Here is a 14,128-nt window from a genome sequence, read left to right on the forward strand (position 1 = left end):
GACCGGCCGCGGAAATCTCGTGGTCGCATGGCCTTCATGACGCGTTGTTCGCTCCGGAGTCGATGGAAAAGCTGCAGCATGCCGCCAGGCGACACGGTTTCCAAGCATGCGCGGATCAACGTAAACATCGGGTATGCACGCGGCAGGTGCGACACCACGCCACGTTTACCGCAGCTCGTCCGGTGAGTGGCAAAACACCTCGACCCGATGCTCGTGGCCGTCGTCAACCAGCGTGAGGAAAGGCTCGGCCTGCACCTGGCCGTCGAGGATGTAGCGTTCTTCATCGCTGGGGTGGTCCGCCCGTTGCACGATGACGTGGTAATCCGTCTCCCGGTAACGATAATCCAGCGCGAATGAACGCCAGTCGGCGGGCAGCACCGGCACGAAGCGCAGGCGTTCGCCTTCCACGCGCATGCCGAGCAGCGATTCGACGATCAGCCGGTACATCCAGCCCGCCGAGCCGGTATACCAGCTCCAGCCGCCGCGCCCCACATGCGGTGGCACGCCGTAGACGTCGGCGGTCACCACGTAGGGCTCCACCTTGTAGACATCGATGCCGTCGCCCTGGCCGTGGTTCACCGGGTTGATCATGCGCAGCAATTCCCAGGCACGGGCGCTGTCGCCCAGCTCCGCAAACGCCATCGCGGCCCAGGTGGCCGCATGCGTGTACTGGCCGCCGTTTTCGCGTACGCCCGGCACATAACCCTTGATGTAGCCGGGGTCCAGAGCCGACTTGTCGAACGGCGGGTCCAGCAATTGCACCAGCCCGGCATCGCGGCGTACCAGGTGCGCATCCAGCGATTCCATCGCCTGGCGTTGTCGCGCCGGGTCGCCGGCACCGGAAATCACCGACCAGCTTTGCGCGATGGAGTCGATGCGGCACTCGTCGTTGGCGGCCGAGCCCAACGGCGTGCCGTCGTCGAAATACGCGCGGCGATACCAGGCGCCGTCCCAGCCGTGTTGATGGATCGCCGCCTGCAACGCCGCCGCTTCGCTTTCGCATTGATCGGCGAAAGCCTCCTCACCACGCAGGCGCGCCACCGGCGCGAAACGGTGCAGGACGTGGTGCAGGAAGAAGCCCAGCCAGATGCTCTCGCCCAGGCCGCCCTCGCCCACCTTGTTCATGCCGTCGTTCCAGTCGCCGCTGCCCATCAGCGGCAGGCCGCGCGCACCCCGCGACCGACCATGTTCCAGCGCGCGCACGCAATGCTGGTACAGCGTTTCGTGCAGTTCCGAATGCGCGGGAAGGTCGTAGTAGGACTCTTCGCCGGCGCCAAGCAGCCGCCCTTCGATGTAGTCCACGCGCTCGTCGAGTACCGCATGGTCGCCGGTGACCTCCAGGTAGCGGCACACCGCCAGTGGCAGCCACAGGTAGTCATCGGAGCAGCGCGTGCGCACGCCGCGGTCCAGCGGCGGGTGCCACCAGTGCTGCGCGTCGCCTTCCGGGAACTGGTGCGCGGCGCACAGCAGCAGGTGCTGGCGCACGCTGTACGGCGAGGCGTGGACCATGGCCATCGCATCCTGCAACTGGTCGCGGAAACCGATCGCGCCGCCGGACTGGTAATAACCGCTGCGCGCCTGGAAGCGGCAGGCGATCGTCTGGTACATCAGCCAGCCGTTGACCAGCACGTCGACTGCGGGGTCCGGGGTATGCACCTGCACCTTGCCCAGGGTCCAGCGCCAGTGCATGCGCACCGCGTCCAGCGCCGCACTCGCCGTACCTCGGCGACGGAAGCGTTGCACCAGGTCGCTGGCAGCCTTTGCGTCATGCGCCGAGCCCAGGCGGAAAATGACTTCGTACTCGTCATCATCGTCCAGCTCGAATGCCACCTGCACGGCACCGCACGGGTCCATGCCGGCGCCGAGTTGCCCGGACAGCCGCGCATTCGCCATCGCTGCCGGTTGGCGCAGACTGCCATTGCGGCCGAGGAATTCGACGCGGTCGCCGGTGACGCTGCGCGCGGGGTGATCGACATCGATAAAGGCCACGCGGCCCTGGAATTCCGTATTCCATGTGTTGCGCGCCATCAAGGCGCCGCTGGCCGGGTCCGAGCCGGTAACGACGTGCATGGCGGCCTTTTCGCGCAAGTCGCCGAGCACCCATTCGACATAGCCGGTGGCACTGAGCTTGCGCGCACGCCCGGAGCGGTTGCGCACCTTGAGCACGGAAAACTTCACCGGCGCATCCAGCGCCACGTACACCCACAGCTCGCTGCGAATGCCGTCCTGCTCGTGCTCGAACACGCTATAGCCGAAACCGTGGCGCGTGCGGTAGCTGCCATGGCCGCGGCACGGCAACGGCGTGGGCGACCAGAACGCGCCAGTCTGCTCATCGCGCAAGTAGAACGCCTCGCCGCCGGCATCGGTGACCGGGTCGTTGTACCAGGGCGTCAAACGGAATTCGTGCGCGTTCTCGGACCAGCTATAGGCGCTGCCGCTTTCTGAAATGACGGTGCCGAACTGCGCATTCGCCAGCACGTTCACCCACGGCGCCGGCGTGGCCTGGCCGGGCGCCAGGGTCACCACGTATTCGCTGCCGTCCTTGCTGAACCCGCCGCAGGCATTGCCCAGCTGCAGTTCGCCGGTCGGCGCATTGCCGCTGCCCGTCGCTGCAGGCTCAAGCGTGCGCTCTTCGCTGGGCTTGAACGGCGCCGGCAGCGACTGCATCCGGCGCCGCTCGATCTGTTCGGCCAGGCTGCCGCGGCTGTCAGACAGCACCAGCCGTGCCGCCGCCTGCATCAACAGTCGTTCCTCGCCGGACAACTGTTGCGCCGGCCGCACGTAGATGCCGCCGGGCCGGTCGATCAGGCTGGCCTCGGCGCCGGAGGCGATCAGCCCCATGATCAGGTCCTGCAACTGTTGCCGGTACCCGGCGTGATCCTCGTTCCAGATCACCAGGTCCACCGCCAGCCCCTTCAGCCGCCAGTAGGCGTGCGCCTGGACCAGCTGCCGCACCAGCTCGATCTTCGACTGGTCGGCAATGTGCAGCAGCACGATCGGCAGATCGCCGGATACCGACTGCCCCCACAAGCCGGATTGCCCGCGCCGATTCGCGCGCAGGATGCCGGCATCGGCGCGCAGCGAGGCATTGGCATAGACAATGGACGTGGCCATGTGCTCGTAGAGCTGCGCGTCGGCGAGACTGGCATTGAGCTGGCGCAGCAGCACCTGGCTGTGCGTCCAGGCCAGGTCGAACACGCGGTCGGCCAGGTGGCGGTCGCGGTATTTTTCGATCAGACGCATGCAGCCATCGCGGTCATCGCCCACCCCGGTGACCAGGTCGATCACCGCCGACTGCTCCGGCTCCAGCGTGATGCGGCAGCGGATCGCCACGATGGGATCAAGCACCGCCCCTTCGCTGTCGGACAGCACGCGATGTTCATCGCCCGGGTCCAGCGCCTGCGGCGCGGCCAGGCATCGACCGCGACCGATGAAACGATTGCGATCCGTTTCGTAGGAGATCTCGTCGATGTCGGCGTTGTGCACGGCCAGCAGATGGCACATCCACGGCACCTGCTCGTCGGCCGAACGCGGCCGCCGCGTGCAGACGATGGCCTGCAGCGCACGCACCAGCTCGGTCTGCACGAACAACTTGCTGAAGGCCGGGTGCATCGCATCAGCCATGGCCGGGGCCAGCACCACTTCGGCATAACTGGTGATCTCGATGGTACGGCGCGTGCGCGAGCGATTGGTGATGCGCGTGCGGCGCAGCTCGATGTCGTCCTCCGGCGACACCACGATTTCCGTGTGTGCGTCGAACTCGCGCTCGCGCACGCGGAACTCGGCGCGCGCATCGGAGAAGATCGCCTCGTGGAATGCCGTTTTGCGACGCGTCGGCTGGTGCGTGGTGGCCCAGAACTCGCCACTCTGCACGTCGCGCAGGTAGCAGAACTGGCCGGCGGCATCGCGGCTGATGTCTTCCTGCCAACGGGTGACCGCCAGGCCCTTGCAGCGGCTGTAGCCACCGCCGGCGCTGCTCACCATCACGTGGTAGCGGCCATTGGAAAGCAGCTGCACGGCCGGGCGTGGCCGGTTGGGATCGGCGAACACGCGCAGGCGGGTTTCCGCACCGCGCGACAACGCCTCGGGCGTCGGGAATGGCGCGGTGTGCTGGTACTCGGCGGCGCTGCGTGGCACGCGTTCCTGCAACAGCAGCAAGGTAGCCTGCAGGCCGGGATCGGTGGTGAAGCGTCGCTGCATCGGCTGACCACACAGCACGTGGTCCAGCGCCAGCAGGCTCATGCCCTGGTGATGCGCCATGTACGAGCGGATCACCGCCGAATGCTGACCGGTCGGCAGGCGCGCGGGCGTGTAGTCCACCGCTTCGTGCATGCCGAAGCGCCCTTCCACGCCTTCATCGGATAGTCGCTGCAGGTTGGCGCAGGCCTCTTCGGGCGCCACCATCAAGGCCAGCGCCGAGGCGTACGGCGCCACCACCAGTTCCTCGCCAAGGCCGCGCTTGAGGCCCAGGCCCGGCACGCCGAACGCGCGATACTGGTAATTGAAATGGACGTCCATCGTGTTGTAGCCCGATTCGGACACGCCCCACGGCAGGCCAAGCTGGTGGCCGTATTCGATCTGCCGCGCCACCGCTGCCTGGCAGGTCTGGTCGAGCAGCGTGCCTTCGTAGCTGGGCATCACCAGCATCGGCATCAGGTATTCGAACATCGAGCCGGTCCACGACAGCAGCACCGGCTCGCCGCCGGTGGTGGTGAGCAGCCGTCCCAGCGCAAACCAGCTGGCCTGCGGCAGGCGTTCCTGCGCGATCGCCACGAAGCTGGTGAGCCGTGCCTCGGAGGCCAGCAAATCGTAGAAGCCGCTGTCCAGGCGACGCTCGTCCACGTTGTAGCCGATCGACAGCAGGTCGCGACGCTTGTCGTGCAGGAATCCGTATTCCATGGTGGCCAGCTCGCCGGCCTGGCGCACCAGCCGGTCGATTCTCACCAGCAGGCCGATCGCGCGTCGGCGTGCTTCGAGCAGGGGAATGGATGCCTGCGCCTCGTCCGTTTCCGCAACCTGCCGCAGCGACGGGATCGCCACGCCCCCCTCGTCCGACTGCAGGCCGGCGAACGGATGCAGGTAATCGCGGGCGTCCCGGCATTGCGTGCACAACGACTGCAACCAGAATTCCGCCGCGCTGTCCGGCTCGACCGTCAGTGCTGCAGCGGCCGAATCCGCGCAGTCACGGAGTTTTTCCATGCACGCCGCGGCGGCGGCGAGCGTGCCCGGGGGCTCGGCCAGCGCCGCGTCCAGTTCCCTGCGCAATACGGCCAGTGCCTCGACGCCGGGACCGACCGCCGCCAGCGCTCCCTCGAGAATGTCCAGCGTGTCCACCAGGCCATCGAGCAGGCGCCGTTCGAACAGCGGCACATCGGCCAGTTCCATCAAGCCCGGTCGCAGTGTCAGCAAATGGCCAGCGAGGTTGCCGCTGTCCACGGTGGAGACATACAGCGGCGGCAGCGGCTGCAGCGACAGGGTGTCGTACCAGTTGTAGAAATGCCCGCGATGCCGCGGCAAACCCTGCATGGTTTGCAACGTGGCGTCGGTGCGATCGATCAGGCGCGCGGTGCTGACATAACCCAGGTCCCAGGCCGACAGGTTGGCCAGCAGCGCCAGACCGATATTGGTGGGCGAGGTGCGATGGGCAATCACCAGCTCGGGCGTTTCCTGCCGGTTGTCCGGCGGCAACCAGTTTTCCTGCGGCCCGACGTGGACCTCGAAGAAGGCCCAGGTCTTGCGTGCCAGCTTGCGCAGGTAACGCAGGTCTTTCGGCGTGGCGGCAAAGGTGCGTGGCCGTGGCGGTCGGCTGATCCACCACGCCACGGATGGCGAGACCAGCCACAGCAACAGGAATGGCCACGCCACGCCCAGCGATGCCGGGCGATGCACCGCCATGGCCACGACGCCAAGCACTGCCAGCAGCGGCCCGATCCACATCGACCGCCACAGGGCTGCATGGCTGCTGCCGCTGCGCGCCACCTGCCGCGACGGATTCCATTGCAGCAGGTGCCGTCGGCTGACCAACAATCGCCACAGCGTGCGCAGCACCGCGTCCAGCGTGTATAGAGCTTCGTGCGGCAGCCACACCAGTCCCAGCACGGTGCGCGCGACATGCTGGCCGACCCCGCGCAAGGCCGCGCGCAGATGCTGGTCGAACACCGCATCGCGCGGTTTCTGGAACAGTTCCAGCAAGGAGGACAGCATCAGCGGTACCAGCACTACCAGCAAGGCCGCAAACGTCCACGACGGCTGGTGGGTGTGCGCTGCCAGCCAGCCGAACCACAGCAGCACCAGCAGCGAGGGCGCCACCAGGCTGCGCCGCAAATTGTCCAGGATCTTCCAGCGCGACAACGCCGACAGCGGATTGCGTTGCCAACCGCCCCGCCCCGACGGTGCCCATGGCAACAGCCACGGCAGCAGCTGCCAGTCGCCGCGAATCCAGCGATGGCGGCGTTTCACGTCATCGCCGTAGCGCGCCGGGTATTCCTCGTAGAGCTGCACGTCGCTGATCAGGCCGGAACGCGTGTAACAGCCCTCCACCAGGTCGTGACTGAGGATGTGGTTGTCCGGGAAGCGACCATCGATGACCTGCTCGAACGCATCCACGTCGTAGATGCCCTTGCCGATGAACGAGCCCTCGTCGAACAGGTCCTGGTAGACGTCCGACACGGCGCGCGTGTACGGGTCGATCCCGGCGTCGCTGCCGAACAGCCGGGCGTAAGACGAGCGCGTGGCGCTGGACAGGCTAATGCCCACGCGCGGTTGCAGGATGGCGTGCCCCGCCGTGACACAACGCCTGATCGGGTCGATCACCGGGCGATTGAGCGGGTGCGCCATGGCGCCGACGAAGTGCCGGGCCGAGTCGCGTGGCAATTGCGTGTCTGCATCCAGCGTGATCACGTAGCGCACGCTGGCCAGCGCTTCGGTTTGCCCCACCACCAGCGAGAAGCAGTCATGCGCACCGCCGCGCAGCCACGCGTTCAACTCGGCCAGCTTGCCGCGCTTGCGCTCGCGGCCCATCCATTTGCGCGCCCGCGGGTTCCAGCGACGTGGTCGATGAAACAGGAAGAAGCGATCGGCACCCTCGGCGGCATGAATGTTGTTCAATGCTTCGATGCGCTGCTGCGCCAGCGCGAGCAAGGCATCGTCCTGCGGCAGGCTTTCGCTGTCGGCATCGGTAAAGTCGGTGAGCAAGGCGAAATGCAGGCAGGGATCGCGGTTGCCAAGGAAGCGCACCTCCAGCGCCTCGACCAGGTCATCCACGTCTTCGGGACTGGCGATCAACGCCGGCACCGCGACCAGGCTGCGCATCGCCGGCGGCAATCCGTCGGCGTAATCCATCCGCGGCAGGATGTTGGGACTGGTGGCGATCGTGGCGATCCAGTTCACCAGGCTGATCGCCAACTGGCTGCTTACCAGCACCGCAGGCACCACCAGCAGCGCGAGCAGCCAGCCGTATTCGCCATCGATCAGCATGCCCTCGGCCAGCGGCCACGCCAGCAGCACCGTCAACAGGGCGATCAGCCCCAGATACAGCACCAGCGCCGGTCGCCCGCTCAGCATCCAGCGCGAGGCTCGCGCGCCGACCGCACGCACGCCAAGGCGGCGTTCCAGCGCATCCAGCCCGCCATCGACCAGATAGAAGCCGACATGCGAGCGCGCTTCCGGACGCGGACCGTCGCGACCGGCTTCAGCCAGTTCGACAGCAGCCTTCGCCACCTCGATTTCCGTATGCGGGCAGTGCTTGGCCAGGCGTTCCACCGCGTGCCGGTAATGGTCACGGGTAGCGAAATCCATATGGGCATAGACGCCGGCCGGATCACCACACAAAGCCTGTTCGACCAGGCTGGTGTTTTCGACAAAGGTGGGCCAATCCATCGCCGACAACATGCGCAGGCTGCCGATGCTGTTGCCGATGGACACCTGGTCGGCTGCCTGCTGCTGCGCTTCCATCTGCACCAGGTGCTCGACGCCCAGGCCCGATTCGGAGAGCCGCTGTTCGACCCAGGTCAATGGCAATGCCAGTGCCGGGCCCTGCCCCTGCAGCCGGCGCGCCAATTCGGCCACGAACGAACCGACCATCGGCGGATTCGAGCGCGCCATGTCGGCCACCGCCAGCACCACACTCTTGGGATCGCGCTCGGCGATCTCGGTCATGCGGGTCGCCCAGCGTGCGGCCAGACGGCGGTCGCCCCAGTCGGTCATCACGCGCGCGGCCACGCGGCGCAGGTTTTCGATCAGCGCCAGCCGCAGCATGATCGGAATCGCCCACAGTTCGCCCAGGGTCAGCGGTGCCACCGTCTGGTACGAGGCCACGAAGCGACGCAGGCTTTCGCCGTCCACGCGGCCGTCGCCATGCGCGATGGTTTCCTGGGCAATCTCGTACACCCGCGGCATGTGCGCACACGGGCCGCTCAGCAACACTGGCAGTTCGCGGTTGTAGCCCTTGGGCAGATGCCGCTGCGCAGTGCGGATCTGTTCCTCGATCAGGTAGTAGTTGTCGAGCAGCCACTCCGCCGCCGGCGTGATGCGACGGCCATCGCGCATGGCCTTGGTAAGACGATCACCCGCATGCGCCAGTACGCTGCGATTGCTGGCCAAGCGCGTCAACAGCGCATTGGACCGCGTCAGCGGGCTGATCCGGTGCCGCTCGGCCAGCGCTGCGCCGTGCTGGTCCATCTGGTCGGCACTGAACAATTCCGCGCGCAACGCCGATTCGGGCTCCAGGCGCCGATTGCGCATGGAGCGCAGACGGAACACGGCCCGCAGGCGGTGGAAATTGAGCATGGCGAGCCGATGGCCGATCTTCAACAGCAGCATTCCTCGTGAAAGTCCGGCAAGCCGTCACTACCCGGTAGCGGCGGGGGGATCTGCCGGAACACGGACAGCCTCTGGATTCAGCCCCGTCCCCCATTCATATCGAGCGGAGCGAAAGCGCTGCGTGAAGGCCGACCCCGAAGGCCATCCAATTTGCTCATCCGAACCTGCATCCGGCCGGGCAATCGCTTACCCTCGTCCCATGTTTCCTGCCGTCTGCGCCCCGCCATGCCACGCCCCCTGTCTTTCACATGAATGAGCCGTTGCACACGCTGGCGCAGACAAGCCAGCACGCGCAGGACATCCGCAAAAGCCGCTTCCTGGCCCAGGCCGCGCCGGTAGAGAGCCCCGAGCAGGCGCTGGCCTTCCTGCGCGAGATCGCCGATCCCGCCGCCACGCACAACTGCTGGGCCTGGCGCATCGGCCAGGACTACCGCTTCAACGACGATGGCGAACCCGGCGGCACCGCAGGTCGGCCGATCCTGCAGGCCATCGAAGGCCAGGGCATGGATCATGTGATGGTAGTGGTGACACGCTGGTATGGCGGCATCAAGTTGGGTGCTGGCGGCTTGGCCCGCGCTTATGGCGGCACCGCAGCCGAATGCCTGCGACTGGCCGAGCGTGTTCCGCTGATTGCGATGGCCCACTTGGCCACCCGTTGCGACTTTGCCGAACACGCCTTGTTCCGGGCCCGCCTGAAGGAGCTGGGCGCCGAGATCGAGCAGGAACATTTCGAAGCCGACGGCGTTTCCTTGCACTTCCAGTTGCCGCAGGACCGCGTGGACGAGGTGCGCCAACGCATCACCGATCTCAGTCGCGGACGCAGCGAAGTGCGCGTATTGGAGTGAGCCTCGATTGCTCGTCATTCCGGCCTTCGCCGGAATGACGTAACTTGCGAGGTTTTTCGAAACCCTCCCGAGCAATCCTTACAGAAACATCCAAGTTCAGCCGTGCCATCGAATCGCCAGAAATCCGCCACGCGCCGCCAAGTTTTCCATCGCAGGCTGCCCAAGCCGGGAACACATCCCGGCATGCCGTTATTCGGGGAATCCATGAAACGTCTGCCAGGGCTCGACCTGCTGCGCGCCATCGCCATCGTGTGGGTGATGCTGTTCCATTCGTGGATCGTCGGCGGGCTGGGTGGACCGTTCCAAAGCGTCGCCGACTACGGCTGGATGGGCGTGGACCTGTTCTTCGTGCTCAGCGGCTACCTGATCGGTTTCCAGTTGCTGGAACCATTGAGCCGGGGCGAACCGCTGCGTTTCGGGCGCTTCTACCTGCGTCGGGCCTTCCGCATCCTGCCGGTGTTTCTGGTGGTGCTGGCGATATACACGTGGTTGCCGTCGTGGCGCGAAGCGCCGGGCATGCAGCCGGTCTGGCAATTCCTCACCTTCACCGTGAACCTGCTGATCGATTACCCGCGCAACCAGGCGTTTTCGCATGCCTGGTCGCTGTGCGTCGAAGAGCATTTCTACCTGGTCTTCCCGTGGTTGGCGTGGCTGCTGACGCGGCGGCCGTCGCTTCGGGTGACCATTGCCGTCGGCGTGGGCATCGTGGCGGCCGGCATGCTGATTCGCGGCTACGCCTCACTGCACGACATGGATTTCATCAAGAGCGTCTATTTTCCGACGTGGTCGCGACTGGATGGCCTGCTGGCTGGCGTGGTGCTGGCCACCCTGCAGATTTACCACCCGTCAGGCTGGAAAGCCTGGCAGGCGAAAGCCAACCTCGTCGCACTGGCTGGCCTCGTCGTAACGGGCGCGGCCATCTGGCTGTTCCGGCACCGCGTGTCGTTTGCGGCGGATGTGTTCGGTTATCCGTTGCTGTCCTTCGGGCTGGCGCTGCTTGTCACTGCTGCCGCCAGCCCGCACGGCTGGCTCGGGCGCTGGCGCGTGCCCGGTGCAGGCTGGATCGCCGCGATCTCCTACAGCCTCTACCTCAGCCACAAGCTGGCCATGCACCGGGTCGAAACCCTGCTGGCTGCGCACCCCGGCATCCATGGCCTGGCGGCTTTTGCCGCCTATGCGATCGCCATCTTCGCCACCGGCGCCTTGCTCCACTACACCGTGGAACGGCCCTTCCTGCGCCTGCGCTCGCGGTTGATGCGCCACCAACCTGCCAGCGCAGGCTTGCCCGCGGCCGAGACCCCGCGCGAAGCGCTCGTCGTGAATGATTGAATCGGCACGCGACAGCCCCATGTAGCTTGATTCCGGATTCGCCCGAAACGGTTACCCATGACGACCAAGCCCGCCGCCGAACGACCGAAACGCCGCATCGGCGCCCTCCGCGGCATGTGGCCGTTCCTGAAACCGCACAAGACACTGGCATTCGGCTGGCTGCTTTTCCTGTGTCTCTCGTCGGGCGCCTCGCTGGTGCTACCGCTGGCCTTCCGCTACATCATCGACAAGGGCTTCGGGCATTCCAGCCAGGCGGTGATCAACGAGACCTTCATCGCCTTGTTCGGCGTGGCGGTCGTGCTCGCGCTGGCCACTGCCGCCCGCTATTTCTGCATCACCCTGCTCAGCGAACGCGCACTGGCCTCGCTGCGGCAGACGCTGTATGCGCAAGTGATCCGCCTCGACGTCGGCTTCTTTGAACGCAGCCGCGTCGGCGAATTGCTGTCGCGCCTCAGCGCCGACACCGAAGTGGTGCAGGCGCTGATCGGCTCCGGCATATCGGTGGCGTTGCGCAGCGCGGTGATGCTGCTTGGTGCCAGCGCCATGATGGTGTGGACCGCACCGTCGCTGGCTGGGCTTACCGCGCTGGTGATTCCCGCGGTGATGCTGCCGATCCTGGTCTTCGGCCGCCGCGTGCAGAAGCTTTCGCGTGCCAGCCAGGATCGCCTCGCGGACGCGGCGGCCATCGCCAACGAAACCCTCAACGCCGCCACCGCGGTGAAGGCCTACGCCCGCGAAAACATCGAGAGCACCCGTTACAGCAACGCCATCCTGCGCGCGCTGGCCACCGCGCGTCGGCGCATCGGCATGCGTGCGCTGCTGACCATGGCAGTGATCGTGCTGGTGTTCGGCGCCATCACCCTGGTGCTCTGGGCCGGCGCCCGCCACGTGCTGGCCGGCACGCTGGACCCGGGCGTGCTGGGCCAGTTCGTGCTGTACGCCGTGTTCGCCGCCGGTTCGGTGGCCGGCTTGTCCGAAGTGTGGGGCGACGTGCTGCGCGCTGCCGGCGCAATGGAACGCCTCAGCGAACTGCTGGATGAGCGCCCGGACATCATCGAGCCGGCGCAGCCGCTGGCGCTGCCGCGCCCGCTCAGCGGCGCCCTGCATTTCGATCACGTGAGCTTCCACTACCCCACCCGCCCCGACACCGCCGCCCTGCACGACTTCACCCTGAACGTGCGCCCCGGCGAAACCGTTGCACTGGTTGGACCCTCCGGCGCCGGCAAAAGCACCGTGTTCTCGCTGCTGCTGCGCTTCTACGATCCGCAAAACGGCAGCATCAGCGTCGACGGCATCGACCTGCGCGCCGTGACTCTCAACGACCTGCGCAGCGCCATCGCGCTGGTCCCGCAGGAAACCGTGATCTTCAGCGGCAGCGCCGCCGACAACATCCGCTTCGGTCGCGACGGCGCCAGCGACGAGGAAGTGCACGAAGCCGCCCGCGCCGCCGAAGCCCATGATTTCCTCAGCGCGCTGGAAGACGGCTACCAGTCCGAAATGGGCGAACGCGGCGTACGCCTCTCCGGCGGACAACGCCAGCGCATCGCCATCGCCCGCGCCATCCTGCGCGACGCCCCGCTGCTGCTGCTCGACGAAGCCACCTCGGCCCTCGACGCGCAATCCGAAGCGGCCATCCAGCAAGCCCTGGAACGGTTGGAGAAAGGCCGCACCACCCTGGTCATCGCCCACCGCCTCGCCACCGTGCAACGCGCCGACCGCATCGTGGTACTTGATGGTGGCCGCATCGTGGCGCAAGGCACGCACGAAAGCCTGCTGGCCGAAGGTGGGTTGTATGCGGAGCTGGCAAGGCTGCAGTTTGTGGCTTGAGGACCTGCTCGCCAGAATTCAACCTGTGGGACAGCCACATCATTGACATGCGTATCTAGTTAGATACATCATGAGTCATGAGTGCCGTCCAACAGTCCGATGAATTCAGGGAATGGTTCAAAGGGCTGAAAGATCAGGTTGCGAAGGCCAAGATCCTGGTACGGATCAAGCGCCTTGCTGCAGGCAACATGGGGGATGCAAAGCACTTCGACGGTATCATCGAACTGCGCATCGACCATGGCCCGGGCTACCGGGTCTATGCCGTCAGGAAAGGAAACACGGTGTACCTGCTGTTGTACGGCGGTGATAAGTCGAGCCAGCAAAAGGACATCGAGAAAGCAAAGAAGATACTGGCGGCAAATTCGTCGTCGAATTAGTTGTGTCAGAAGGTCAGGCAGCACCAAGTACTGGCAGTACCAAGAAAAGGAGTGTGTCATGTCCACCAAGTTCTCGGCCTTCGACGCCGCCGAGTATCTCGACAATGACGAAGTCATCGCTGCGTATCTCAACGAGGTCATTGACGAAAACGATTCGGACCTGTTCCTGTCCGCGCTCGCCGATATTGCGCGCGCGCGCAGCATGAGCAAGGTGGCCGAAGATAGCGGTCTCGGGCGCGAAAGCCTGTACAAGGCGCTGCGGCCCGGTGCCAAACCGGGTTTCGTCACCATATCCAGGATCATGGGTGCCCTTGGGGTGCGCATGGTCGCCAAGCCGGTTAAGCTCAAAACCAAGCGCGCCGTGCTCGCAAAAACCGCAAAAACCGCATCCAAGCCTCGTCATGCGAGGGCGCGTGCCAGCACGTGAGCGCGCTGCGCCGTTGCATGCCCTTCGTCTAGGGCATGCAGGCTCTATGTGGTTTTGACTCAATCAACCGAGGAAGTGAACTGGATACTTTTTGCCGACGAATCCAGTGACATGAGTCGCCCACGGTTCGCAAGCCCAACTCCTCCGTTACTAGCAGGCTGTTGAGAATGTCGATTTCAAAGCTGCAGCGATAGAGTTTTTCTATCGCAGCAGGTGCATGTCCGTTTGGGTGAAGACCCTTTTCCAGGTTCCGGGCGCACGCCTCCCGTCGCGGCTCACGTTGGCGATGGATTCCACCACTCGCCAATGCCGCCGAGTCGGATCAGGTTGTATGCCGCAAACGTCCACGTCACCCAACCACGCACCTTGGGCAGCGATACCAGCGGCAACTTGTCCAGCCCGCCAACAGTCTTGATCCAGCCAAAACCCTGCTCGATGCGCTTGCGTACCTGAAGACTCATCGCGTACCCCTTGCCGCGCGCCTTGCGCGCATCGATGGCGCT

General features: G+C 65.7%; 6 protein-coding genes and 1 pseudogene. 5 read left to right on the plus strand and 2 right to left on the minus strand.

Annotation, left to right across the window (positions count from 1 at the left end; genetic code table 11):
- Window positions 1-165: 165 nt before the first annotated feature.
- On the minus strand, window positions 166-8,820 hold the full coding sequence (locus BMY90_RS02315; RefSeq protein WP_092700993.1) for a glycoside hydrolase family 94 protein: 8,655 nt from the start codon (window positions 8,818-8,820) through the stop codon (window positions 166-168).
- 248 nt (window positions 8,821-9,068) lie between these two features.
- Here BMY90_RS02315 and BMY90_RS02320 point away from each other — a divergent pair, with 248 nt between their 5' ends.
- The 5 genes and pseudogenes from BMY90_RS02320 to BMY90_RS02340 form a co-directional block, all read left to right on the plus strand.
- Window positions 9,069-9,665: an IMPACT family protein gene (locus tag BMY90_RS02320; protein WP_092700996.1), complete on the plus strand. Its 597-nt coding sequence runs from the start codon at window positions 9,069-9,071 to the stop codon at window positions 9,663-9,665.
- Between the two features lie 204 nt (window positions 9,666-9,869).
- Complete coding sequence (locus tag BMY90_RS02325; protein ID WP_092700999.1) at window positions 9,870-10,994, plus strand: acyltransferase family protein; 1,125 nt, start codon at window positions 9,870-9,872, stop codon at window positions 10,992-10,994.
- 57 nt (window positions 10,995-11,051) lie between these two features.
- Window positions 11,052-12,821: an ABC transporter transmembrane domain-containing protein gene (locus BMY90_RS02330; protein ID WP_092701001.1), complete on the plus strand. Its 1,770-nt coding sequence runs from the start codon at window positions 11,052-11,054 to the stop codon at window positions 12,819-12,821.
- Window positions 12,822-12,898: 77 nt separating this feature from the next.
- Window positions 12,899-13,198, plus strand: coding sequence for a type II toxin-antitoxin system RelE/ParE family toxin (locus BMY90_RS02335; protein ID WP_092701004.1), 300 nt, complete (start codon window positions 12,899-12,901; stop codon window positions 13,196-13,198).
- A 58-nt stretch (window positions 13,199-13,256) separates the two neighbouring features.
- A pseudogene (locus tag BMY90_RS02340) lies at window positions 13,257-13,538 on the plus strand (addiction module antidote protein); the annotation flags it as partial.
- A 362-nt stretch (window positions 13,539-13,900) separates the two neighbouring features.
- On the opposite strand, the gene BMY90_RS02345 reads toward BMY90_RS02340, so the two are convergent.
- Window positions 13,901-14,128 (minus strand): transposase (locus BMY90_RS02345; RefSeq protein WP_139201666.1); only part of this gene is annotated, 228 nt, incomplete at its 5' end.

Source organism: Rhodanobacter glycinis (genome assembly GCF_900114325.1).
GTDB lineage: Bacteria > Pseudomonadota > Gammaproteobacteria > Xanthomonadales > Rhodanobacteraceae > Rhodanobacter_A > Rhodanobacter_A glycinis.